Origin of the sequence: Paenibacillus etheri, assembly GCF_001012825.1 — a bacterium.
Classification (GTDB): Bacteria; Bacillota; Bacilli; order Paenibacillales; family Paenibacillaceae; genus Paenibacillus_AQ; species Paenibacillus_AQ etheri.
Genome location: NZ_LCZJ02000015.1, coordinates 26,604 through 51,600 on the forward strand (window position 1 = coordinate 26,604; position 24,997 = coordinate 51,600).

Genomic DNA, 24,997 nt, shown 5'->3' on the forward strand with positions numbered 1-24,997 from the left:
TACGACAAGGTAACGTTCTCCAGAGAGTCGGCGATTGCTGAGAGCCGATTGTTCGAACCCTGCCGGAAGATCTTCCCCTAGAAGTTAAGCTGAAGCGTCGATCGTGCGTAAGCTTAGCCGTCTGCCGGACGTTACACCGGACCTGTGCATGAGATTTACGCGCAGGACTGAGATTGTGCTGAATACACTCCCCTTAAGGATGTGCTCATGCACAGAATTAGGGTGGTATCGCGAGCGTCGTCTCGCCCCTTTGGGGGTGGGATGACGCTTATTTTGTTGTTCCGGGGCGGGCCATCCCCCTAAATCCCCCTTTCTAAGGGGGACCCCAAGGGCTGCCGCCCTCTGGACACCCGCTAAGTAAAGCCTCGTGCAAACCGTTACGGTGGTGGAAGCGAACGGACTCATGTGGCTGAAGGAGCGGCCCTTCTTAGGCTCCCCTGGCGGGTTCGCCTGCGGGGCCTTCACTGCTAGAGCAGGCCGGCGTTTCACTTGCCGGCCATGTGGCGCCCCGAGCCCCCGCTGCCCTAACGGGATCGCGGCTCGGGTGCCAAAGGCAAGAGCGTATGCGACCAGCTGCGCGAGGTCGCCCGAAGCCCCCGAGCCAGTGCTGCCCTAACGGGATCGCGGCTCGGGTGCCAAAGGCAAAAGCGAAGGAGACCAGCTGCGCGAGGTCGCCCGAAGCCCCCGAGCCAGTGCTGCCCTAACGGGATCGCGGCTCGGGTGCCAAAGACAAGAGCGTATGCGACCAGCTGCGCAAGGTCGCCAAAAAGACTAAACCATGAAAGGATTGACCATCACATGCAAAAAGTAGATGTCAGAGAAAAAGCACGGGCAAGAGATGTCCGCATATTGAAGAAATGGAGCGACGAAAATACGTTCCGCAAATCCATGGAGAACCGTGAAGGACGTCCGAACTATGTATTTTATGAAGGTCCTCCTACAGCGAACGGTGCACCGCATATCGGACACGTGCTGGGCCGTGTAATCAAGGATTTCATCGGTCGTTACCAAACGATGAAAGGTTACCGCGTGGTACGTAAAGCGGGCTGGGATACACACGGTTTACCAGTAGAACTAGGCGTTCAAAAGAAGCTTGGTATCTCCGGCAAACAAGAGATCGAGGAATATGGCGTAGAGAAATTCATCCAAGAATGTAAAGACAGCGTCTTCGGCTACGAGAAGCAATGGCGCGAGTTTACTGAGGGTATCGGATACTGGACGGATCTAGATAATCCTTACGTTACCTTGGATAACACATATATCGAGAGCGTATGGAACATCTTGGCTACTGTGCATGACAAAGGGCTGCTCTATCGCGGACACCGCGTTAGCCCTTACTGCCCAAGCTGCCAGACTACCTTGAGTTCCCATGAAGTAGCCCAAGGCTACAAAACCGTCAAAGATCTTAGTGCGACTGCAAAGTTCAAGCTGGATGACAGTGGAGACTACGTACTAGCTTGGACGACTACACCTTGGACGCTGCCAGCTCATATGGCTCTTGCCATGAACCCTGACATGGACTATGTACGTGTACTACAAGAGGACGGCGTCTATATCGTTGCCAAGAATTTGGTGGAAGAAGTAATGAAAGGCGAGCACACAGTCCTTTCTACACATAAAGGTTCCGAGTTTATCGGCAAAACCTATGCTCCCCCATTCGGATACATCAAGGCAGAGAAAAGCAATGTCATTGTAGGTGCTTCCTTTGTTACAGATTCCAGTGGTACAGGGATCGTACACATGGCACCAGCGCATGGTGAAGATGACTACAAGACTTGCCGCGAGAACGGCATCAGCTTCGTTAACGTAGTTGATAATTCCGGTAAGTATACGGATGTAGTGTCTGATTTTGCTGGACGTTTTGTAAAAGATTGCGATTTGGATATCGTTAAAGCTTTGTCTGAAAAAGGACTACTTTACGGCAAAGAAAAATACGAGCACAGCTATCCGTTCTGCTGGCGTTGTGATACACCACTCTTGTACTACGCAACAGACAGCTGGTTCATCAACACTACAGCGATCAAAGATCAGCTGATTGCTAACAACAACAGTGTAGATTGGTATCCTGATCATGTACGTGAAGGCCGTTTTGGGAAGTTCCTGGATGAACTGGTGGACTGGAATATCAGCCGTAACCGTTACTGGGGTACACCGCTTAATGTTTGGGTATGTCAAGAAACGGGCAAAGAGTTCGCTCCACATAGCATTGAAGAGCTGAGAGCGATGGCGATTGGCGATGTACCTGAGGATATCGAGCTGCATAAGCCTTTTGTAGATAAGATCAAGCTACGCAGTCCTTTCAGTGAAGGTGCAGAGATGGTCCGCACATCAGAAGTTATCGATGTATGGTTCGATAGTGGTTCGATGCCATTTGCGCAAAGTCATTATCCATTTGAGAACGAGGATAAGCTGAATGATCAATATCCAGCGGATATGATCTGTGAAGGGATCGACCAGACACGTGGATGGTTCTACAGCTTGCTAGCAGTATCTACCTTGTTTAAAGGTAAAGCTCCATATAAAGCTGTTATTGCTCACGGTCATATCCTTGATGAGAATGGTCAAAAAATGTCCAAATCAAAAGGAAATGTTATTGATCCTTGGGATATCATGAACGATTACGGCACGGATGCATTCCGTTGGGCGATTCTATCCGATAGTGCACCGTGGAATAACAAACGTTTCTCCCGTGGTCTTGTAGGGGAAACCAAATCCAAAGTTGTAGATACACTGGTGAATACGCATGCGTTCTTGACGCTTTATGCAGGCATCGATGGTTATGATCCAGCCGATCATCCTTTTAAAGTATCGGAACATAAGCTGGACCGCTGGATTTTGTCCCGTCTGAACAGCTTGATTCTTTTGGTGGACAAAGGACTAGCAGTAAATGACTTCGTGAATACATCCAAAGGCATTGAGAACTTTATAGATGAGCTGAGTAACTGGTATATCCGTCGTTCCCGTGACCGTTTCTGGGGTAGTGGTCTAGGTGAAGATAAGCTGGATGCTTACCGTACACTGACCCATGTGCTTTTGAAGACAGCCTCTTTGATGGCTCCATTTACACCGATGTTGTCTGAAGATATCTTCACGAATCTTGGCGGCGGGGAAAGTGTGCATTTAGCAGATTATCCGGTTGCTGATGAGAGCTTGATCGATAAAGAGCTGGAAGAGGATATGGAAAGTGCGAGACAGATCGTTGAGCTGGCGCGTAACGTGCGTAACGAGACTGGTATCAAGAATCGTCAACCGTTGTCCGAGCTGATCGTTTCGATGAACCGCGACTTCCATTTGGCTGAGTATGAAGAGATCATCAAAGACGAGATCAACATCAAGAACATCGTGCTAGAGACTAGCGACAGTGGTTTTGTTGATTTCACACTCAAGCTCAATCTTAAAGTTGCTGGTAAAAAATACGGTAAAAACGTCGGCTTCCTGCAAGGCTTCCTGAAAGCTCTGGATAGTGACGCTACCCGCAAAGCGGTGCAAGGCGGCTTAATCACGATTCCGACGCCAGAAGGAGAAGAGCTGGTGATTACTTCTGAAGAGCTACTCGTTGAAAAACAAGCCAAAGCAGGTTTCGCCGCAGCTTCCGGATATGGAATTACGGTTGCGCTCAATACCGAAATCACGCCTGAGCTTGAACAAGAAGGCTGGGTTCGTGAGATCATTCGTGCGGTTCAAGATTACCGTAAACGTTTGGATCTACCGATCGAGAAACGGATCGCTCTTACGCTGAATCTAGATGATGAGCTTAAAGCGGCAGTTACAGCCTTTGAGAATGTATTGCGAGACAATGTACTTGTGACTACGGTTGATTTTGGCGGAGAACATGCTTTTGAAACGGTAGATGTTGGTGGTAAATCTATCGGTATCCATATTGGAGCGTAAATCTGCATTACCTGTCCCAAAACAGCATATACTAGCGGCACAAGTGTAAACGGAGAACTTCTGTTTATGCGAGAAATATAGTCTTTATATTTCGTCGCAAAAAATAACGAGCCTCGTGCTCAAGGAGATTCATTCTCTTTGACCGGGCTCGTTTACTTTGTAACGAGTGTAGGGCGTATGAGAGGAGCTGTGGCTGTGGAGGATCAGAAGAACAGAATCTCCGTCAAGACATCCGGTAGCAAGAACAGCCCAGATAAGGGAGCGGAGAAAAAGGTTATTCCTGAGGCAAACCCTGAGCGTTTAACAGCAGATCATCGAAATCCAGAAGATATTCCATTGGAAGAAAAAATGAATACGATGTATCGGTTAACCTTTGAATGGGCCCATATCTTAGAGAAATCACGAATTTATCAGTATACAGAGCTGTTATATTCACCTTGGAATCTCATTTGGCGAAACATCTTATATGGAGCGGCTCGTGGAGTTGGGATCGCGCTAGGTTTTACTTTTTTCGCAGCAACGATCATATATGTCCTTCAGGGGCTAGGAGCCTTGAATTTGCCGATCATCGGAGATTATATTGCGGATATTGTACGAATTGTACAGCGTCAACTGGAATTAAAATAGCTTTTTTAGGGTGAAGCCGTCTTTACTTGGGTTATAGGAGAGATTAGGGTTCGGTTGCGTAAACCTCTCCACTCCTTGTATGTCGATTTCATCATCCGTCAGGTCAGTTAACAGCTGAATCTGAACATTTTCTTAACAAAATGGCATAGAGCAGAAAAAAAAACAGCGGGCCATTCCACAATGAAACTGGAACCGCACGCTGTTGATTTTTCTTGAAATATAAGGAAGTATACGTTTCACACGATACTTTATTTCTTATATTTCTCGCATAAACACCTACCGTCTTATAGGACGCCGAAGGCGTTTATGCTTGTAGGGACAATGCTTTTACTCCTCACCTTCGAGCGGATCAAGCATGTAACTTCCCTCGCCACTATCCTTATAACGCTCGTAGCTACGTCCCGGTACTACAATTAAATGGTTACCTGTAATATCGGTGGCGATAAAGTTCTCCCAAGGCTCCACGCAGCCTTCCAACTCATCAGCTTCAATCCCAATATCATTATAGGAGTCAATATTGTTGCCCTCCGCCATGGCGGGGGAATCAGAGTTGCCATAGCTTTCTACAATCTGCCAAGCATCCTCACCGTCAAAGCCGTTTTGATCCTCTCGCTCATCGAGACTAGTACGTCCAAATGGAGGAGACAGAAATTCTTCTTCAATTGGCCGAGTAAAAGGTGCATTTTGACGTGGGGCGTGCTCCTTACAAAAAAGCGTGGAGGGAATGGCGGATAGACGCTCAAAAGGGATCGGTTTACCGCTAGCCTTACAGATCCCATAGGTGCCTTCATCCATAGCGTTGAGAGCAGCTTCAATATCATCCAGCTCATGCTCGTCCCGCTCTAGCAGTGAAATATCCATGGAGCGATTATACAAATCGGTGGCTGCATCCCCTGGGTGGTTGTCATTCTCGGAAAGTTCTCCGGTGCCATCCCGCATGGATTCCTGTAAGCCGTAATTTTCATTACTCTGAAGCCTGTGCTGAATAGTATCACGATCTTTTTCTAATCGGGCGCGTAGCTCTGAGAGCTGCTGTACTGTCAGGTGCGTCATGATGAGTAAGCTCCTTTCTGTACTTTTTTAAGAATCCTTCCGACTTACCGGTTTGCACCGGATGGTTCTTTGTTAGGTTGACCTTAGAGGCGTTATTTTAGCGATGGAAAATAGTCCCCAAGATTAAGCGCTGGAGAGATGTCACGCAATAGACGACCTTCTAAGGGCTGTGCTACAATATACAAGTCTTATAACAGTATTCTTACCGCATTTTGCGGGAAAAATAAGAACGGAGTGACAACTTCTGTGGTGTACTATTTGATTGCTCTTATTGTATTTTTGGTGGATCAGGGAACGAAATATCTCATTGCCACACGTCTGGAGCTTGGGGAACAGATTCCGGTCGTCGGGAATTTCTTCCTTATTACCTCACATCGTAATCGCGGGGCTGCTTTTGGGATTCTACAAGGTCAGCAATGGTTCTTCTTTTTAGTTACGGTTGTAGTGGTCGCAGGTATCGTTTGGTACTTGAACAAGATTAGACATTCGCGGAAGATGTTGTCTGTTGCCCTTGGGCTTGTATTGGGTGGAGCGATAGGTAACTTCTTGGACCGGATGATTAGTGGTGAGGTTGTTGATTTCCTTCTGTTTAATTTTGGAAGCTATAGCTTCCCGATTTTTAACGTTGCGGATTCATGTATCGTTATTGGGGTTGGGTTGATTCTTTTGGACTCTTTCCGCGATCTTAAGAACGGTGAAGAAATCACGGAAATCAAAGAAGTAAAAGAAGCAAAGGAAGTAAGAGAAGGGAATGAATGATTTGAGTAAAGACGTCAATCACCAAGCGACATCTACGAGCGAAGAAGAGAGGGACGTCACGGAGTTGACCGTTTCGGCGGAGAACGCGCGGGAGCGAATCGATAAATATATTACGGAATCCTGGGAAGAGGATATTTCTCGTTCTCAGGTGCAGCTGTGGATCAGTGGTGGCCACGTTACGGTTAATGGGGCACCCGTTAAAGCTAACTATAAGCTCTCAGAAGGGGATGTAGTTTCCATCGTCGTTCCGGAAGCAGAAGTGACAGATTTGATTCCGGAGAATATCCCCCTTGATGTTGTCTATGAGGACAGCGATGTCATTGTGATTAATAAGCCACGTGGTATGGTTGTACACCCGGCAGCTGGGCATCCGTCAGGCACCTTGGTAAATGCACTGATGTATCACTGCAAAGATCTGTCCGGTATTAATGGTGAGATTCGTCCAGGTATTGTACACCGTATTGATAAGGATACCTCGGGTCTTATTATGGTGGCTAAAAATGATGCCAGTCACGCGTCGCTCGCAGCACAGCTTAAAGAGCACAGTGTAACACGCCGCTATATAGCAGTTGTACACGGCAATTTGTCGCATGACAAAGGAACGGTTGATGCTCCGATCGGTAGAGATCCACATGATCGCAAGCTATACACTGTAACGGAAAAGAACAGCAAGAAATCTGTGACTCACTTTACGGTGATGGAACGTTTCGGTGACTGTACACTGCTGGAGCTGCAACTGGAGACTGGCCGCACGCATCAGATCAGGGTGCATATGAAATTCATTGGTCATCCGCTTGTTGGCGATCCGATTTATGGGCGCAGTAAAGGAACAGCTATGAATGGACAGGCGTTACATGCGGCGGTGCTTGGATTTATTCATCCCACAACAGGTGAATATAAAGAATTCAGCAGACCTATTCCGGAAGACATGGAAGATGTTCTGTTCACTTTGCGCAGCAGATAAGTACAAATGAAGTGATAATTAGTCTATGGTATTGAACTCTGCTTTCCATCATATTTAATAACATAAGGATAAAGAGAAGGTTATGCCTTATTCTTTATCCTTATTTTTTATCACAGAAACGGATCTCTAGAAACATAAGCCATCCAAGGGACGGCGAAGCCGTTTCTTCTAATAAGAATAGATAGCCAGGAGATGAGATGAAAGTATGAGTATTGAACAATACCAAGACAGCTTCATTCAGACTAATTTTGCAGACCGCATCGGCGGTGCGAACTACGGTAAGGACACTTCGATTTATAAATTCGAGAAAATCAAACGTGCCAAAGCATCCGCAAAACAGGATTTTCCTGAAATTGAATTGATCGACATGGGCGTAGGCGAGCCAGATGAGATGGCTGATGCTGGTATCGTGGCTAAGCTTGCTGAAGAAGCAGCGAAGGAAGAAAACCGTGGTTATGCGGACAATGGAATTGCTGAGTTTAAGACGGCTGCTGCTGAATATTTGCGGGAAGTATTCTCTGTGGAGGGTATTGATCCTGTTACGGAGGTAGTTCACTCTATCGGATCTAAGCCTGCACTAGCGATGTTGCCTTCTTGCTTCATTAATCCAGGTGATATTACGATCATGACGGTGCCGGGTTATCCAGTGCTGGGTACACATACTAAATACTTGGGTGGACAAGTATTTACAGTAGAGCTGAAGAAGGAGAATAACTTCCTTCCAGATCTGAACGAAATTCCGGAAGAGGTTGCTCATAAAGCTAAGCTTCTTTACTTGAACTATCCAAACAATCCAACGGGCGCTAGTGCGACTCCAGAGTTTTTTGCGGAGGTAGTTGCATGGGCTAAAAAATATGATGTAGTCGTTATCCACGATGCACCATATGCGGCTTTAACCTATGATGGATTAAAGCCACTTAGTTTCCTTTCTGTGCCGGGTGCTAAGGATGTTGGTGTGGAACTGCATTCCCTGTCTAAGTCCTACAATATGACAGGCTGGAGAATCGGTTTTGTTGCTGGGAATCCTTTAGTTGTTAAAGCCTTCAGTGATGTGAAGGATAATAATGATTCCGGTCAATTTATCGCGATTCAAAAAGCTGCGGCTTACGGTCTTGCGCATCCAGAGATTACTGAAGCAATTGCTGCCAAGTATTCACGTCGTCACAACCTGTTGGTTGATGCACTGAACAGCCTCGGCTTCCAAGCCGAGAAACCAAAGGGTTCTTTCTTCCTTTATGTTGCAGCACCTAAGGGTGTCAAAGGGGGTCGCCGTTTTGAATCTGGTGAGGATTTCTCACAATTCCTGATTCGTGAGAAGCTAATTTCCACCGTGCCTTGGGATGATGCAGGTCCGTTTGTACGGTTCTCCGTTACCTTTATTGCTAAAGGGGAAGAGGAAGAAAGACGTGTCATCTCTGAAATTCAAAGACGTCTAAGCGATGTAGAATTTGAATTTTAATCATTAGTTAGAGATTGAAGCTGCCTGGGGAAACCTTGGCGGCTTTTCTGTGTAGCTTTCACAGCAAAAGTGAGCATGGAAGTTAATCCCAGATATTAAAATTCAAAATGTAAATGATAGAACTCTACAGTATGCGTGTAGAAAAAAGGAAATATAAGCAATATTCAGCGTTAACGCTTCTCTTGTTGTTAATAGAAGCCGGCTTAGAAAGTGTTGTAGTTTACGCAGATAAAGTTGACATGCGGGGTTTGTTCTGTCATAATTCTCATTAAATGAATAGCGCCTTTAATTCAGTCCTGTGAGGCTGGCAAGGTAACGTGAATCGAGGTTCGCGACTCTTAGAAGGGTATCCGTGTGTACTACACCGGACTGTCTTTTTATGCGCGCGGCCATCATCTTCTTCTGCGGATTTCACTCCTTGCCTGTTATAGGCAAGGAGTTTTTTGATTTCCGGGAACTTAAATAGGCGAAACAAGTGGAGGGTGACAAGATTATGGTTACTGAGAAAAATGTAATTATGGACGAAACGGCGATCCGCCGGGCATTATCCCGTATTGCTCATGAGATTTTGGAGAAGAACAAAGGAATTGAGAATTGTCTGCTGGTCGGCATCCGGACAAGAGGTGTGTACCTGGCACAGCGTATCGCTGAGCGTATCAAGGAAATTGAGGGCGTCGAGATTCCTTACGGCGAACTCGACATCACGCATTACCGGGATGATCGTGAAGTAGAAGGCAGTGAAGCGGTAGTGAAGAGTAACGTCATTATTACTTCCGGCAGTGATGGCATCCATGATAAGAAGGTTATTTTGTTCGACGATGTACTTTACACCGGACGCACCATCCGCGCAGCGATGGACGCTTTAATGGACTGCGGACGCCCACGAATGATTCAACTGGCAGTACTGGCTGACCGTGGACACCGCGAGCTGCCGATCCGGCCGGACTACATCGGTAAGAATGTACCTACCTCAAAGCATGAGCAGATTGAAGTGGCGCTGAAGGAATACGACGGCAAAGACGAGGTCTACATTATTTCAAACCGGGAGGAACGATAACATCATGACACTTACCAAGGTAAAGGAACGTAGTCTGCTGGGAATAAAAGAGCTTGATCGGTCGGAAATCACTGGGCTGCTGGACAGAACTGCATACTGGGACAATCAAAGTGAGAAGCTAACTCCCATTTTGAACTCGCATTTTATTTCTAACATGTTCTTCGAGAACAGCACACGCACACGCTTCTCTTTTGAAATGGCAGAGAAACGACTGGGTGCACAAGTGCTTAATTTTACGGCTGCAGCTTCTAGTGTAGAAAAAGGGGAGTCGATCTACGATACAGTACGCACACTGGAATCGATGGGGATCGATGCCGGAGTTGTGCGTTTGAAGCCTGCAGGTGTGCTGCAGCAGTTAGCTGAGAAGGTGTCCATACCGCTTATAAATGCGGGCGACGGCAACAATGAACATCCAACGCAAGCGCTGCTTGACCTTTACACCATGACCAAAACGTTTGGAGATTTAAAGGGTCTCACGGTTTCTATTATCGGGGATATCATGCATAGCCGGGTAGCACGCTCCAATCTGTGGGGACTTACAAAGCTGGGAGCTAAAGTGCAATTCTGCGCGCCGGAGAATATGAAGGCTCCTGAGCTTATGGAATACGCACCTTATGTAACCATTGAGGAAGCTCTTAAAGCAGATGTGGTCATGATGCTTCGTGTGCAGCTGGAACGCCATGCTTCTGGTATCATACTTTCTGCGGAAGATTACCGTAGACAGTACGGTTTAACGGAAGAACGCGCAGCTAAGCTCGCAAAAGATACAATCATTATGCATCCAGCTCCGGTTAACCGGAATGTCGAGATTGATGATGCGGTTGTAGAGTGCAGTCAATCAAGGATTTTCCCGCAAATGTCTAATGGGGTACCGGTTCGGATGGCAGTTCTAGAAAGAGCTTTACAATAAATTAAAAGAATGATGATGTATAGGAACTAATAAATATACACAAACATGAATTTTTATTATATAATAATGAGAGGGCCCGCAGCCGGGATCTGAGGGTAAAGGTAGAATCATGACAGTGATAATTAGAAACGCCAGCGTATTGAATCAGGAAGGCTTGTTAGAGCGGAAACATATTGTACTTGAAGAAGGTGTTATCTCGGCCTTAATCGATGGAAATGAAGCTGCTCCAGAAGCTGGGGAGATCATTGATGCTGAAGGCAAGCTGCTCATTCCGGGACTCATTGATATGCATGTGCACTTACGCGAACCGGGATTTGAACACAAGGAAACAGTGGAAACCGGAAGTCGCTCGGCTGCCAAAGGCGGATTTACAACCATCGCTTGTATGCCTAATACCCGTCCAGTAACAGATACGCCGGAAATCGTGCAATTTGTGAAAGACAAAGCACGTGAAGCAGGACTAGTTAAAGTACTTCCTTATGCAGCCATTACGAAAAATGAGCTCGGACGTGAGCTGACTGATTTTGCGGCGCTTAAAGAAGCTGGAGCTATTGGTTATACCGATGACGGCGTGGGCGTGCAAAGTGCCCAAATGATGAAAGATGCAATGAACATCGCCGCAGCACTGGATATGCCAGTCATCGCTCACTGCGAGGATAATTCACTGGTTGAAGGCTGCTGTGTAGCCGAAGGTGAGTTCGCAAGAAAGCATGGCCTGAAAGGAATTCCAAATGAGTCGGAAGCGATCCATGTTGGACGCGATATTTTGCTGGCTGAAGCGACAGGCGTTCATTACCATGTATGCCATGTAAGTACTGAACAATCGGTGCGACTGATTCGCCAAGCGAAAGAGATCGGGATTAAAGTAACTGCTGAGGTGTGTCCGCATCACTTACTGCTCTCTGAAGAAGATATTCCAGGCCTTGATGCGAATTGGAAAATGAACCCGCCGCTACGCTCCCGCCGCGATGTTAAGGCGTGTATCGAAGGTTTGCTTGATGGCACACTGGATATGATTGTTACGGATCATGCGCCTCATAGTGAGGAAGAGAAAGCTAAAGGCATGCAACTTGCACCTTTTGGTATCGTTGGATTCGAAACAGCTTTTCCACTACTATACACAGCGTTTGTAGCAACCGGAAAATGGGATTTATCCTTACTAGTACAAAGAATGACCGCTGATCCTGCACGGGTATTCAGACTGAACACCGGTGTGATGGATATCGGAGCTCCTGCAGATTTGACATTGATTGATCTGGAGCAAGAAAAAGAAGTAGACCCAGGTTCTTTTGCAAGTAAAGGACGGAATACTCCTTTTGGTGGCTGGAAGCTTAAGGGCTGGCCAGTAATGACATGGGTAGACGGTAAAGCGGTATGGACTGAGAAAAACTAGCAGACTGGTGGGGCGGAGTTGCTGATCTTTACGGATAGCGATTGTGTACACGTTCACTCCGGAAGGCTTGCAAGGCATAAGCATTAGACTACAGAAACATGAAGGAGTGGAATGGAATGCAGGCGAGATTGCTGCTGCAAGACGGAACTTTATTTACAGGTACCGCATTTGGCGCTGAGGGCGAAAAGACAGGCGAGGTTGTTTTTAATACAGGAATTACAGGATATCAAGAGGTGCTGTCTGACCCTTCATATTGCGGACAAATCGTTACAATGACTTACCCACTGATCGGGAACTACGGGATTACTCGGGATGACTTTGAATCGGTTAGACCTTTCGTACACGGCTTTGTAGTGCGTCGTCATGAAGAAGTACCTAGTAACTGGCGTGCTGAATATAGTGTGGACGACTTGTTGAAAGAATACGATATTCCAGGGATCAGCGAGATTGATACTCGGATGTTGACTCGGATTATTCGCCACTACGGAACAATGAAAGCAATCCTGACCACCTCTAACAAACGTGTAGAGGAACTGATGGAAATGATGGGAAATACTACGATTGAGGAATTGCGCAATCAGGTAGCCCGTACATCAACTGCAAGTTCGTACAGCAGCCCCGGCAACAAAGAAAGAATTGTGCTTGTGGATTATGGTGCGAAGGCTGGTATTCTACGTGAGCTTAACGACCGTGGTTGTGATGTGGTTGTTGTGCCACATGATGTTAAAGCGGAAGAAGTTCGCCGTCTGAACCCAGATGGTATTCTACTTTCCAACGGCCCTGGGGACCCGAAAGATGTGCCTCACGCTGTCAAGACGATTTCCGAATTGCTTGGCGAATATCCGATCTTCGGTATCTGCCTAGGTCATCAGTTGTTTGCGCTGGCTTGTGGAGCAGATACAGAGAAGCTGAAATTCGGTCACCGCGGTGGGAATCACCCTGTGAAGGAACTGGAAAGCGGACGCTGCTTCATCACTTCCCAGAACCATGGTTATACCGTGAATGAGGAATCTGTGAAGAACACTGAACTAGAAGTTACTCACATTAATAATAATGATAAGACTGTTGAAGGAATTAAACATACTCGTTACCCAGCATTTTCGGTGCAATATCATCCAGAAGCGGCGCCAGGACCACATGACAGCAGCTACTTGTTCGATCGCTTCCTGCAAATGATTGCTGATCATAAAGCAAAGACACCTGTTGTATCGCGTCAGGCACAACTTGCGGCAAACGCCAGAATCACGGCGCCAAAAACGAACCTACAGCTTGAAGCCGTGAAAGGAGCTCTATAACATGCCAAAGAATGATAAGCTTAAAAAAATACTCGTGATTGGTTCCGGACCGATCGTCATCGGTCAAGCAGCAGAGTTTGACTACGCAGGAACTCAGGCTTGCCAAGCCCTTAAAGAAGAAGGCGTAGAAGTCGTACTGATTAACAGCAATCCAGCAACAATTATGACAGATACAAATATTGCAGATAAAGTGTACATCGAGCCTATTACACTTGAATTCGTGACTGCGATTATTCGCCAGGAGCGTCCAGATGGATTGCTTCCAACACTGGGCGGTCAGACCGGCCTGAACATGGCTGTAGAATTAGCTCGTGCAGGTGTACTTGAGCAAGAGAATGTTAAGCTTCTTGGTACACAGCTGGATTCCATCGAGAAAGCAGAAGATCGCGATTTGTTCCGTGATCTAATGCGTGAATTGGAACAACCTGTACCTGATAGCACCATTATCACCACTGTAGATGAAGCGATGAAATTCGCTGAGGAAATTGGTTTCCCTCTGATTGTACGTCCAGCCTATACACTTGGCGGCACCGGCGGCGGGATCTGCGATAACGAAGAAGAACTGCGTGAAACCGTAAAAGCAGGTATTCGTTATAGCCCAATCGGACAATGTCTGGTTGAGAAGAGTATTGCCGGCATGAAGGAAGTTGAATACGAGGTTATGCGTGATGCCAATGACAACTGTATCGTTGTCTGCAACATGGAAAACTTTGATCCTGTAGGCGTACATACAGGTGACAGTATTGTTGTAGCACCCAGCCAGACGTTGTCAGATCGCGAATACCAAATGCTGCGTACTGCTTCGCTCAAAATCATTCGCGCCCTGAATATTGAGGGTGGATGTAACGTACAGTTCGCACTTGATCCACGAAGTTATCAATACTATGTAATCGAAGTAAACCCGCGGGTTAGCCGTTCCTCGGCTTTGGCTTCCAAAGCAACTGGATATCCAATTGCCAAAATGGCTGCCAAAATCGCGATGGGTTACACGCTGGATGAAATCGTCAATCCGGTTACCGGACAGACCTATGCATGCTTTGAGCCTACACTTGACTATATTGTAAGTAAAATTCCACGCTGGCCGTTCGACAAGTTCATTCATGCGAACCGTAAGCTGGGTACGCAAATGAAAGCGACAGGCGAAGTAATGGCGATCGGCCGTACTTTTGAAGAGTCGATTCATAAAGCGATTCGTTCCTTGGAAATTGGTGTCCATCGTTTCCGTCTGCCAGGGGCAGAGACACTGGAAGAGGGCGTGCTGCGTGAACGTCTTGCAAAGCCTGACGATGAGCGTCTGTTCCTGATTGCTGAAGCTTTCCGTCGTGGTTACGGTTTGCAGGACATCCAGGATATTACGAACGTGGACTGGTGGTTCCTCTCTAAAATTGAAGGTTTGATTAACTTTGAAGAGGTTATTCGCGGCGAAGAAACTTTGTCTGCGGAAACTTTATACCAAGCGAAACGCAGAGGTTTTACAGACCGTGCGATTGCTGAGATTCGTGCAGAAGGGCAAGCGGACGGCAAGTTTACTAAAGAAGCTGATGTGCGTGCGCTACGTTTGGAGCAAGGTTTAACACCTGTGTTCAAAATGGTAGATACTTGTGCGGCTGAGTTCGAAGCCACTACACCGTACTACTACTCGACTTATGAGACTGAGAATGAAGTTATTCAATCTGATAAGCAAAAGGTTATCGTGCTGGGATCTGGGCCAATCCGGATCGGTCAAGGGATTGAGTTCGATTACTCCACAGTGCATGCGGTATGGGCTATTCAGAAGGCTGGATATGAAGCGGTTATCATTAACAATAACCCTGAGACGGTATCTACAGACTTTAATACTTCGGACCGGTTGTATTTTGAGCCTTTATTCTTCGAAGATGTTATGAACGTAATTGCGCAAGAGAATCCGATTGGGGTTATCGTTCAATTCGGTGGTCAGACAGCGATTAACCTTGCGGCACCGCTAAGTGCTGCTGGTGTGAAGATTCTTGGAACTAGTCTAGACAGCATTGATGAAGCTGAGAACCGTAAGAAATTCGAAGCTTTGCTGGCACGTCTTGATATCGCTCAACCAAAAGGTAAGACGGTTACCGACGTGGATCAGGCTGTAGAAACTGCACAGTCCCTTGGATATCCGGTGCTTGTTCGTCCTTCCTACGTACTAGGCGGACGTGCAATGGAGATTGTATATAACGATACTGAGCTGCTCAGCTACATGGTAGAAGCGGTGAAGGTGAATCCAGAGCATCCGGTATTGATTGACCGTTACATGCTAGGTAAAGAGGTTGAGGTAGATGCGATTTGTGATGGTGAGACAGTAGTTATTCCAGGTATCATGGAACATGTCGAGCGCGCAGGTGTTCACTCCGGTGACTCCATCGCTGTATATCCTCCGCAATATCTGGATGAAGGTCTAAAAGAGAAAATCGCTGAAATCACGATCAAGATCGCTAAGGAACTAAAGACCATTGGATTGGTAAACATCCAGTTTGTTATCTATCAGAACGAAGTGTACGTAATCGAAGTAAATCCACGCTCCTCACGTACGGTTCCTTTCCTAAGTAAGGTGACAGGAATTCCAATGGCGCATTTGGCAACCAAAATCATTCTCGGAAGCAAGCTGAAGGATGACGGTTATACAGAAGGTTTGTGGCCGGAAAGCGATTATGTATCGGTTAAAGTGCCAGTGTTCTCTTTTGCCAAACTGCGCAGAGTAGAACCTACACTCGGACCTGAAATGAAATCGACCGGTGAAGTTATGGGGCGTGATAAGTTGTACGCAAAAGCTTTATACAAAGGTCTGATCGGAGCAGGGATGAAAATTCCAGCTACAGGCGCTATCATCGTTACGGTGGCAGATAAAGATAAAGCAGAAGCTGTAGAACTTATGAAAGGCTTCCACTCCATGGGTTACAAAATCATTGCTACTGGAGGCACGGCACAAGCGCTTGAAGAAGCAGGCCTCAACGTAATGAATGTAAATAAGCTGGATGAAGGTGCGCCAAACATTCTCGACTTGATTCGTGGTGGGCAAGCTAACTTCGTCTTTAATACACTGACTAAAGGCAAAACGCCAGAACGTGACGGATTCCGTATCCGCCGTGAAGCGGTTGAGAATGGCGTCGTATGTATGACTTCACTGGATACAGTGACGGCTTTGCTCAGAATGCTGCAGACGATCAACTTCTCGTCACAGTCCATGCCTGCTTTTGTCGGACAATTGAACTAATCTCATAAAGATGCATAGGGCGGTTTGCGTTTACGCAGACCGCTCCGCTATGCCTAGGGTCTAACAAATATAGGGTGTGGATTAGTCTGCACTGGATAGGAGCATGGTTATGGGAGTTGGAGATGTAGAGTGGAAAGAAATGGCGAATCGACTGATGATCGCTTTGGATTATCCTGATGTTACTGGTGCAAGAGCCTTGATCGACAAGCTGGAAGGAATTCCTTGCTATATGAAGGTAGGCATGCAGCTGTTCTATGCGGCAGGACCGGAATTTATTCAAGAGCTGAAATCTCGTGGTTATTCTGTGTTCGTTGACGTGAAAATGCATGATATTCCTAACACAGTAAAAGGTGGCGCACAAAGTCTCACTAATCTTGGTTCTGATATGTTTAACGTACATGCGGCGGGGGGCTCAGCAATGATGGCTGCAGCTCGCGAAGGTGCGGCTTCAGCAGTTAGTGCAAATGCAGCCCTCAAGATGCCTTTGATTATTGCAGTTACCCAGCTAACGAGTACGAGTCAAGAAGTGATGAATAACGAAATTGGAATCGCAGGTGAGGTAGCGGATACTGTGGTAAGATACGCCAAGCTGGCAGCAGATGCAGGTCTAGATGGCGTAGTGGCTTCACCACAAGAGTCTGCAGCTATCGCAGAAGCTTGCGGCCCAGCATTTTGCACGGTTACACCGGGTATCCGGCCTGCAGGTGCTTCCTTGGACGACCAGTCCCGGGTTATGACACCCGGAAAAGCTATTCGTCAGGGTAGTCACTACCTTGTTGTAGGACGGCCGATTACTGCTTCGCCGGATCCGCGTCAAGCAGCACTAAATATTATTGAGGAGATGACCCTAGCATGAGCTCATTAAATAGAAGTGAACAAGTAGCAAGTTATTTGCTGGAGATTGGAGCAGTAGCACTGCGTCCACAGGAGCCTTTTACATGGACCTCCGGCATTAAATCGCCGATCTATTGCGACAACCGTCTGACTATGGCTTACCCAGAGGTTCGTAACTATATTGCAAATGCCTTCGCTCAGCTTATTAAGAGTGAGTATCCGGACGCTGAAGTGATCGCAGGTACAGCAACTGCAGGTATTCCACACGCGGCTTGGGTAGCAGATAAGCTCAATCTGCCTATGGCTTATATCCGTGATAAAGCTAAAGGCCACGGCAAGCAGAATCAGATCGAAGGACTGATTAAGCCGGGACAAAAGGTTGTTGTTATTGAAGACTTGATCTCCACAGGTGGAAGCTCCATCAAAGCGGCTCAGGCCGTGCAAGAAGCTGGCGCAGAAGTGCTGGCTGTACTCGCAATCTTCAGCTATGAGCTGGACCGTGCGGTGGATGCTTTTGCTGCAGCTGAAATGCCATTACAAAGCTTGTCCAACTACAGCACATTGATTGATGTGGCTCTTGCACAAGGCAAAATTGAATCGACGGACGTAGAAGTACTGAAGTCTTGGAGAAAAGATCCGTCATCATTTGGAGTTTAATCTTATATACATTAGCCTAGTTTAGGCGAGCCTCTCACTTTTTAGTGAGGGGCTTTTATTTTTTTCTGCACAGAGTGCGATTAAAAAGAGAATTGTTCTATACCCTGTTGCTCTGCTCTACGCACTGACACTCGGTAACTTAACTGTGACCCTCTGTCATGCAAGACACGAATAGTTGTATTTCGTACACTTAAACTAACTTTCCTTAGAGGAATCGGCACTATAGTTGCACTTTGTGCAATTATAATCAGCCTCGTATCTTTAGAAAGCTCCTAGTAACATTTTTATAAGAATAATATGAAGAAATCGTAGTATAACTTTAAACGTCCTGTAACTTCCCTTCTTGATTAAAGCTTTATACTGTTACTAGGATTATGGATTATTTATCCATAGGATGTAGAAGAATCAAGTATTTTATGGGAGGATACAATAATGAATCATATAAACAACAATAAACGGCTGTGGCGCCGCTGGTTAAGCTTTGGGGTGTGTGCTGCGCTGTTCCTACCACTAATCTCAGATGGGTGGAATACGGCTTGGGCTGAGCCTTCTAAGGCTTCAGTAGAGCAGCGTGTATTGCGTATTGGGAGTTTATGGTCTGGGGAGGACGATTCGTTTTTTCGTCAGCAGTTTACGGATATGTATGAATTGCAGCATCCTGAAATCAAATTGGAGATTATTCCGGCTATAGATACGAATGAACTTCGTTATAATAACACCTCTTCAGACGCAAGCTCTGACAATTTAGAAAATATCCGAGCGATCATGGGCGGGGATAAGCCTGTTGATGTGATCATCGGTGATAGCGCATTAGTGAAGAGTTTGGTGGATCATAATCTTGTCCAATCGTTGGAGCCGCTTATAGCGCGTGATCAGTATGATTTAAGCAATATGGCGCCTACAATGCTAAATGGAGTTCGTGAACTGGGTAGAGGAAGTCTTTTTGCGTTGGCGCCAACCTTCTCGTCTAGTGCACTTTTTTATAACAAGGGAATCTTTGATGCTGCTGGTGTGGGTTACCCAACAGACAAGATGACTTGGAATGAACTGTTTACGCTGGCAGGTAAGGTGACGAAGAAATCATCTAATAAAGAAACTCGGATATACGGGTTCTCGATGAACCGTTACTTAAGTGATCCATTCTGGGATATGCAGAGCTATATCGCACCGCTAGAGCTTACGATGTATGATAATAAGGGTCAGCATATGACTGTAAATACTACACAGTGGAATCAGGCTTGGACTACTTACAGCCAGTTAGTTAAGAAACAAATTGTACCTGAGTTAAATGGGTTGGATTTTACAGGAACAGAAGGGAATGCCTACAGTCCAATCCAAGGCGACCTGTTCCTCACAGGAAAAGCTGCAATGGTCGTTGGAGAATACGGTTATCTCAATGAACTGGCGGGAGTGGCCCGTAATGCTGCTAAGATCAAAAATTACAGTCCCATCAAATGGGGCGTGGTTACTGTACCTACCTTTCAGGAAAAACCGGATGTTGCCATTGGAACGTGGCTTGGTAATATGATGGCTATTAGTTCTACGGCTACTAATAAGGAAGATGCTTGGGATTTGATCAAGTTCGTCAACAGTAATGAGGTTGCGAAAATTAAAGCCCATAACAAGAGTGAACTGACTTCCCGTAAGGATTATATTACCGCTCAGACCCCTTCTGTAAATTTGGAAGCTTTTTATACGCTCAAGCCATTACCTGCAACGGATCCTTCATTGATCAGTTTACAGATGCAGAAGCCTGGGATTAGCCGGATTAGCGATGTTGGACGTCAACTATTCATTGATGTTTATCTGGGTAAGAAAACCGTCGAGAATGCGCTCAAAGCTTGGGAGAAGCAAGGGAATACTATGCTGGATACACTTGAAAAAGATCCCACGGTCTATTTCGACTCGATCGGTGAATGACTCTGGAATATGCCCTAAGCCACCAGTTTTCTGGTGGCTTATTTTGTGGAACTTGGGCATGATAAGTTCAGATCGGTGTATCATAAAATTTCGAAAAGGAGAAGAGGGCATCATGAATTGGATATACTTCGCGAAACTGTTCAGAACCAGATTTCAGGCAGGTTGTTTGGCTAAAAGATTGGAGCAAGATGGCTGGATATACGGCTATCATGACCCACGTTTTGTAGAAATTTATCGATCCCGCAAAGGAAAATACGGGGTCAGATTTCTGCCCTGAGAACTTTTATAAATTCATCCTTGACGTAGACCCATTTTGTACTGTATATTATTTATTGTCGCTGTTTGAATATTTTTTCTGACGCGGGGTGGAGCAGCCCGGTAGCTCGTCGGGCTCATAACCCGAAGGCCGCAGGTTCAAATCCTGCCCCCGCAACCAATTTATTTACAACAGCAATTGTACATTCGGATATTTTTAGATCCGGGCCCTTAGCTCAGTTGGTTAGAGCGGTCGGCTCATAACCGATTGGTCGGGGGTTCGAGTCCCTCAGGGCCCACTTAGAGAAAACCCTTACCTAGTAAGGGTTTTTTGCTGTCTAATGGTTCCCTTGTAAGTAAAAGTGGAAGAGTTGGAAAAGCGACAAAATTGGAAATGGTCACATTTTGGTCACGGCGTTGTTTGATCCTCTGGTTTCTTGCTCATTTTCATCTTCGTATCTATCAGGTCCGCAGCATCTCTCTGCATATCGGGGAGCAGGTGGGAATAACGATCAAGATAGATCTGAACACTGCTATGTCCGAGACGTTCTGCTCCGATTTTCGCATTGATACCGTTATTCAGTAGCATTGATGCGTGTGAATGTCTGAGATCGTGAAACCTAATTTTTGGTAGTTCCGATTTTTCTGTTAAGAAAGCAAAGGTCTCCGTGACCCGCCGTGGTTTGATCGGCTCTCCGTTACCATAGCAGCAAACCAGGTCGTGGTCTTTGTAATTCTCAACCCCGATTTCTTGCTTGTCATTTTCTATAATTTGCAGTCGCTCATTTAGATCACTAATCAGCATATCTCCTATCGGTATTCTTCGTGCTGAGCTTGATGTTTTGGTATCTTGAATGATAATTCCTTTAGATGGTGTCCAGTTTACAGTTTGCTGAATCTTCAAGCTCTTGCCTTCCCAATCGATGTCTCCCCATCGGAGTCCAAGAACTTCTCCTTTACGCATGCCTGTATGGATGGCCAGGGAAAAAACAATATAGTGAACGTGACCTTCAGCGGTATCAAGAAAGTGGAGGCACTGTTCCATACTCCAGGTCTTCATCTCCTTTCGCCGCAGCTTAGGAGCCTCTACCTTTTCCATGGGGTTCGAAGCAATCATCTCCCACTTCACAGCCTGTCTGAAAGCTTTACGCAGGATAGCATGGATATGGCGGACATAATCCGGGGAATACTTTTCAAGTAGCCCATTATAAAACCTGTTGATGGTCAGGGGTTTTATTTGCTGCAGCTTTTGCCTTCCGATAACTGGAATAATCCGGCTATTAATAATCGATTCTTCAACATCGAAAACCGTGGCTTTATACTTCTGCAGGGCGTATTCTTTTAGCCATATCTCGAAAAAGGCTGTGATAGTCAGATTGTTTTCTGGAACGTAGTCGCCTTTGTGCACGCTGGCGAGAAGTGCAACCAATGCTCGATCTGCTTCTTTTTGTGAAGGGAATCCCCCCTTCTTTTTTTGGTTTCTTTGGCCAGTTGCTGGATCTGGTGGCAGATCAACAACATAAGTCCAGGTCTTTCCTCTTTTAAAAACTTTCCCTTTCATGATGTCCTCCTTCATGGGATTTATTATTCCATCCTTTATTACATCACTCCCTTCAAATCCTTACTTCAGAAGTTAATCGCATCATCAATTGCATCCATAGGGAGAATCAACCGTGTTACGCTCTGGCCATGACGCCAGGCCACTCGAGATAAGTTGATGGTCACATATCCTTTCCGATTCGGAAGTAGAGAGAGGTCTCCAGGCAGAACGGTAGCATCATGTCGAGAACGGTGGAATGACGAACTATGTAGTTTATAGTTTCGCTCGACATTAAGGTCCAGTGGCTTATTCCAATTGAAACCCTGACGCTGCTCAATGACTAAGGCTTGGGGGCGAGAGAAGTCTTCTAGACCATACAATGAATGAATACGGGGCTCCTGAAGGTAGCTGAGGCCTGAAACAGGGGATTCGTGGATTGTAGTTTCAAGACTGGACGTAATCTGGTTGTTGTATGTAAAGGTAGATATAAACTCCGAATCGCTTATTCGATCTTCCACTTGTTTGAGACGCAATTCTACTAATTCTGGATAGGCATGGAATTCTAAAGCGAGTAAGCTAATGGCTTCACTCCTGTGAATAGGAAGTGTTATCTGCTCAAGCATAAAGAATGGGATCGTGGCGTATAACGCAAAACGGTTAGCGTCAATCTCTTGAGCTTCACGAAACAAATCTGGCATCCAGCGTTGATCACCAGAGTGACGAATTACATGACAAAGCTCATGAAAAAAAACCTTACGCTGTTCTGTACGATCATTGCGATTGTCTATAAAAATGACTCTTTCTTCATTCTCACTAAATGTTGTTTTGTCGTAATAAACAATATCTACCCCGAAACTCAGTGCGATCTTGTCTATATCAAGATCATTAGGAGTGAAAACACCGTTTGATCGGTATTGTTCTTCAATCCATTGTTCCAGAGGAGTTTTGGAATAGTTGGAATAATTCATATAATGGCCCCCGTTTTACGTACATATGTTCTGTTTTATTGTGAAAAGAAAAGCCATTGCTGGCTTAAGTAATTCAGTCCTTATCAGGTTTATTCTCGTTAACTTTAAATCCTCTTATAAAGCCTAATATTAAAACTAGTAACATGCTAGAGATAAAGAGGATGTCAATGATTTTCCCCCACCAAGCAAATTCCCACAAAAACAAAGCTACAAATCCAAGGAAGAGGAAAGATATTATATTTTTCAAACTTCTACTATAAAGTACCGCTAATATAAGAATAATTATGAGTACCACACGTATTACCAACCTTATAATTCTCCATCGGATGGAGGATTTTATTATTTCTTTTGAGTTTGTTCGGCCGCGCGTTTTTTCATTTCTCGGTAACGCAAGAGAGCGGCTTCCATTTCTTCTATCTCGTCTTCAGTATAATTCTCTGGACCTCCGAAAAAGGACATATTTGTATCAGGTCTTTTACGTATGTCTGACCGACCACTTAAATAATCAGTATCGACATCGAATACGTCAGCAAGCCTACTCAACGTATCTATTGGCGGGAGTTTAGTTGCGTTTTCATAGGCAGTATATGTAGGTCTTGCTACACCAACAAGATCAGCCACATATTCTTGTGTCCATTTAGAATCCGACTTCTTAAGGTTTTCTCTCTCACCCTTTAATCGTTTAGCGACTATTTCCATATACACCACACCATCTATAAGAATAAAACTATTATAACGTTCCTTACAGGAACAATAAATAAATGTTCCTATAAGAATCAAATTATGTTGACATGTTTCTTTAAGTAACATATAATCAATTCATAAAGTTACTTATAGGAACAATGGAGGTGTTGATCATGCGAAACTGGTTGAAGGAACTTCGTGAATTATTAGGAAAGACACAAGAACAAGTAGCTGACGAAGCTGGGATTTCTCGAAGTTACTATACAAATATCGAAGCTGGAATTAAAACACCAGCAGTTCCAGCAGCAAAAGCTATTGGAAAATCATTAAATTTCCCTTGGGAAAATTTTTTTAATGATGAATGTTCCTTTAAAGAACAAATTAAGGAGGAGGTGATTTGATTGGAAATTCAAGATATCCGTGAAGTGAAGGAAACAAGGAAGTCTGAGGAAGTTAACCGGCTGATCAATGAAGGCTGGCTTCTCGATTACCGAGAGCATGGTCAAGGCTATTCTCGTTATGTGCTAATCAAAGTTAAGTAAGGAGGTACCGTCATGGCTAAGGCTGTAAAAACACCAGCGACCTTCGCGGAAGCCCTCCGCCTGGCGGCTGATCTTGCCGAGCAGAATGAAAAATTGGAAATGCAGCTTGCGGAACTACGGTTGAATGGAGAATATCCGGAAGTGCTCCGACCAGCTCATATTATGAAGCTACTGAGAATGAGCGCTCCAAAAGTTCAAGAGCTTACCAATCATCCTACCTTTCCACATTTGAATCGGAACAGGAAGAAGGGCGATGCAGTAACTGTTCTTAAATCGGATCTGTACCACTGGTTAAAAACAGAGCGTTATGAATGAGGAAACCCGCCGAGCTGTACCTGCATCGGCGGGTGGGGGATTCGGCAAGGGGAATTGCTTAACAACATCATACATCAGGCCTCTGTCCGATAGCATCCCATAAAACGGACAAAGGAGTTGAAATCTAGTTGGCAATCGGACAATTTGGAACCGCACTACAAGACGTATTGAAACGTGCTGGTGATAACCGGCATATTGCTGGAAAAGTAGCTAATGTCGATGCTTCTCAAATCGGGAAAATCGTTAAAGGAACGCGTAAAGCTTCCAGGCCAGTCATGAAGGCAGCGGTTGAGCACTACGATGATGGGCAGCTTTTCTTGGCAGCAGTAGCAGATGTTTCTGGGGGAGCCTTCTCACCTTGGCTGGACAATGTTGATCTGCATAGAGCAAGCGTCCTAATAAAAACCGTCGAGGAGATGAAGGAAGTACTTGTGGCATCGGGACAAGCACCAATCAGCAAAACAAATGAACAAATAACGGATGCAGAGCGACATCAAATAAAGCGACTGCTTATGGAAACGGTGGAAGCTATCACGGCCCTGACTCATCTGGCTGCAGTGCTATGTAAAGAGTATTCCTTTAGTTGGTTGGGAACTTGGAAGGAGCATCGAGCTGAGCTGAAAGTTAAAAAATATTTGAAATGAG

General features: G+C 45.6%; 22 protein-coding genes, 2 tRNA genes and 1 other annotated feature (1 of these 25 running past the window's edge). Of the genes, 20 read left to right on the plus strand and 4 right to left on the minus strand.

From position 1 onward, the window contains the following. Positions 1 to 253, plus strand: a binding site (T-box leader); it begins 22 nt to the left of the window's first position. Positions 254 to 798: 545 nt separating this feature from the next. Both ileS and UQ64_RS03125 read left to right on the plus strand, forming a co-directional pair. Further along, positions 799 to 3,891, plus strand: coding sequence for an isoleucine--tRNA ligase (gene ileS / locus UQ64_RS03120; RefSeq protein WP_060622059.1), 3,093 nt, complete (start codon positions 799 to 801; stop codon positions 3,889 to 3,891). Between the two features lie 336 nt (positions 3,892 to 4,227). Continuing rightward, positions 4,228 to 4,518, plus strand: coding sequence for a DUF5665 domain-containing protein (locus tag UQ64_RS03125; RefSeq protein WP_425339567.1), 291 nt, complete (start codon positions 4,228 to 4,230; stop codon positions 4,516 to 4,518). Positions 4,519 to 4,845: 327 nt separating this feature from the next. Here UQ64_RS03125 and UQ64_RS03130 read toward each other — a convergent pair whose 3' ends face one another. Continuing rightward, positions 4,846 to 5,571, minus strand: a complete 726-nt coding sequence (locus UQ64_RS03130; RefSeq protein ID WP_060622060.1) for a TraR/DksA C4-type zinc finger protein — start codon at positions 5,569 to 5,571, stop codon at positions 4,846 to 4,848. 246 nt (positions 5,572 to 5,817) lie between these two features. On the opposite strand from UQ64_RS03130, the gene lspA reads away from it, so the two are divergent. From lspA to UQ64_RS03195, 14 genes are all read left to right on the plus strand, one after another. Then, positions 5,818 to 6,330 carry a signal peptidase II gene (lspA, locus tag UQ64_RS03135; RefSeq protein WP_060622061.1) on the plus strand — a complete coding sequence of 171 codons (513 nt, stop codon included), beginning with the start codon at positions 5,818 to 5,820 and terminating at the stop codon, positions 6,328 to 6,330. Continuing rightward, positions 6,323 to 7,294 (plus strand): RluA family pseudouridine synthase, encoded by a 972-nt coding sequence (locus tag UQ64_RS03140; protein ID WP_060622062.1) that lies wholly within the window; start codon positions 6,323 to 6,325, stop codon positions 7,292 to 7,294. The genes lspA and UQ64_RS03140 overlap by 8 nt, the downstream gene beginning before the upstream one ends. Before the next feature lie 205 nt (positions 7,295 to 7,499). Then, entirely contained in the window at positions 7,500 to 8,753 is a 1,254-nt protein-coding gene (locus UQ64_RS03145) for an LL-diaminopimelate aminotransferase (RefSeq protein WP_060622063.1), read from the plus strand. Between the two features lie 493 nt (positions 8,754 to 9,246). Beyond that, a complete protein-coding gene (gene pyrR / locus UQ64_RS03150) occupies positions 9,247 to 9,810 on the plus strand; it encodes a bifunctional pyr operon transcriptional regulator/uracil phosphoribosyltransferase PyrR (RefSeq protein ID WP_060622064.1) in 564 nt (187 codons plus the stop codon). Positions 9,811 to 9,814: 4 nt separating this feature from the next. Continuing rightward, the gene (locus UQ64_RS03155) at positions 9,815 to 10,720 is read left to right on the plus strand and encodes an aspartate carbamoyltransferase catalytic subunit (RefSeq protein WP_060622065.1); all 906 of its coding nucleotides are present in this window, start codon (positions 9,815 to 9,817) and stop codon (positions 10,718 to 10,720) included. Positions 10,721 to 10,829: 109 nt separating this feature from the next. Beyond that, complete coding sequence (locus tag UQ64_RS03160) at positions 10,830 to 12,113, plus strand: dihydroorotase (RefSeq protein ID WP_060622066.1); 1,284 nt, start codon at positions 10,830 to 10,832, stop codon at positions 12,111 to 12,113. Between the two features lie 116 nt (positions 12,114 to 12,229). Next, positions 12,230 to 13,408 carry a glutamine-hydrolyzing carbamoyl-phosphate synthase small subunit gene (carA, locus tag UQ64_RS03165; RefSeq protein ID WP_042130198.1) on the plus strand — a complete coding sequence of 393 codons (1,179 nt, stop codon included), beginning with the start codon at positions 12,230 to 12,232 and terminating at the stop codon, positions 13,406 to 13,408. A 1-nt stretch (position 13,409) separates the two neighbouring features. Then, the gene (gene carB, locus UQ64_RS03170; RefSeq protein ID WP_060622067.1) at positions 13,410 to 16,637 is read left to right on the plus strand and encodes a carbamoyl-phosphate synthase large subunit; all 3,228 of its coding nucleotides are present in this window, start codon (positions 13,410 to 13,412) and stop codon (positions 16,635 to 16,637) included. A gap of 109 nt (positions 16,638 to 16,746) precedes the next feature. Continuing rightward, positions 16,747 to 17,493, plus strand: coding sequence for an orotidine-5'-phosphate decarboxylase (gene pyrF / locus UQ64_RS03175; RefSeq protein WP_060622068.1), 747 nt, complete (start codon positions 16,747 to 16,749; stop codon positions 17,491 to 17,493). Then, the gene (pyrE, locus tag UQ64_RS03180; RefSeq protein ID WP_060622069.1) at positions 17,490 to 18,128 is read left to right on the plus strand and encodes an orotate phosphoribosyltransferase; all 639 of its coding nucleotides are present in this window, start codon (positions 17,490 to 17,492) and stop codon (positions 18,126 to 18,128) included. The genes pyrF and pyrE overlap by 4 nt, the downstream gene beginning before the upstream one ends. A 432-nt stretch (positions 18,129 to 18,560) precedes the next feature. Beyond that, entirely contained in the window at positions 18,561 to 20,048 is a 1,488-nt protein-coding gene (locus UQ64_RS03185) for an ABC transporter substrate-binding protein (protein WP_060622070.1), read from the plus strand. Positions 20,049 to 20,160: 112 nt separating this feature from the next. After that, positions 20,161 to 20,325, plus strand: a complete 165-nt coding sequence (locus UQ64_RS31195) for a hypothetical protein (RefSeq protein ID WP_167348449.1) — start codon at positions 20,161 to 20,163, stop codon at positions 20,323 to 20,325. An 82-nt stretch (positions 20,326 to 20,407) separates the two neighbouring features. After that, positions 20,408 to 20,484, plus strand: a tRNA-Met gene (locus UQ64_RS03190). 44 nt (positions 20,485 to 20,528) lie between these two features. Then, a tRNA-Ile gene (locus UQ64_RS03195) sits at positions 20,529 to 20,602 on the plus strand. Between the two features lie 110 nt (positions 20,603 to 20,712). Here the strand turns inward: UQ64_RS03195 and UQ64_RS03200 are convergent. From UQ64_RS03200 to UQ64_RS31935, 3 genes are all read right to left on the minus strand, one after another. Then, the gene (locus UQ64_RS03200) at positions 20,713 to 21,864 is read right to left on the minus strand and encodes a tyrosine-type recombinase/integrase (protein ID WP_060622071.1); all 1,152 of its coding nucleotides are present in this window, start codon (positions 21,862 to 21,864) and stop codon (positions 20,713 to 20,715) included. Positions 21,865 to 21,929: 65 nt separating this feature from the next. Continuing rightward, positions 21,930 to 22,811 carry an ImmA/IrrE family metallo-endopeptidase gene (locus UQ64_RS03205; RefSeq protein WP_060622072.1) on the minus strand — a complete coding sequence of 294 codons (882 nt, stop codon included), beginning with the start codon at positions 22,809 to 22,811 and terminating at the stop codon, positions 21,930 to 21,932. A gap of 339 nt (positions 22,812 to 23,150) precedes the next feature. Continuing rightward, complete coding sequence (locus UQ64_RS31935; RefSeq protein WP_342447564.1) at positions 23,151 to 23,621, minus strand: helix-turn-helix domain-containing protein; 471 nt, start codon at positions 23,619 to 23,621, stop codon at positions 23,151 to 23,153. 47 nt (positions 23,622 to 23,668) lie between these two features. Here UQ64_RS31935 and UQ64_RS03220 point away from each other — a divergent pair, with 47 nt between their 5' ends. The 4 genes from UQ64_RS03220 to UQ64_RS03230 all read left to right on the plus strand — a co-directional run bounded on the left by UQ64_RS03220 (position 23,669) and on the right by UQ64_RS03230 (position 24,996). Then, positions 23,669 to 23,896 carry a helix-turn-helix transcriptional regulator gene (locus tag UQ64_RS03220; protein ID WP_060622075.1) on the plus strand — a complete coding sequence of 76 codons (228 nt, stop codon included), beginning with the start codon at positions 23,669 to 23,671 and terminating at the stop codon, positions 23,894 to 23,896. Further along, the gene (locus UQ64_RS30625; RefSeq protein ID WP_156417429.1) at positions 23,897 to 24,037 is read left to right on the plus strand and encodes a hypothetical protein; all 141 of its coding nucleotides are present in this window, start codon (positions 23,897 to 23,899) and stop codon (positions 24,035 to 24,037) included. A gap of 12 nt (positions 24,038 to 24,049) precedes the next feature. Beyond that, positions 24,050 to 24,352 (plus strand): hypothetical protein, encoded by a 303-nt coding sequence (locus UQ64_RS03225; protein ID WP_060622076.1) that lies wholly within the window; start codon positions 24,050 to 24,052, stop codon positions 24,350 to 24,352. Between the two features lie 128 nt (positions 24,353 to 24,480). Beyond that, complete coding sequence (locus UQ64_RS03230) at positions 24,481 to 24,996, plus strand: hypothetical protein (RefSeq protein ID WP_060622077.1); 516 nt, start codon at positions 24,481 to 24,483, stop codon at positions 24,994 to 24,996. Position 24,997: the final 1 nt, after the last annotated feature.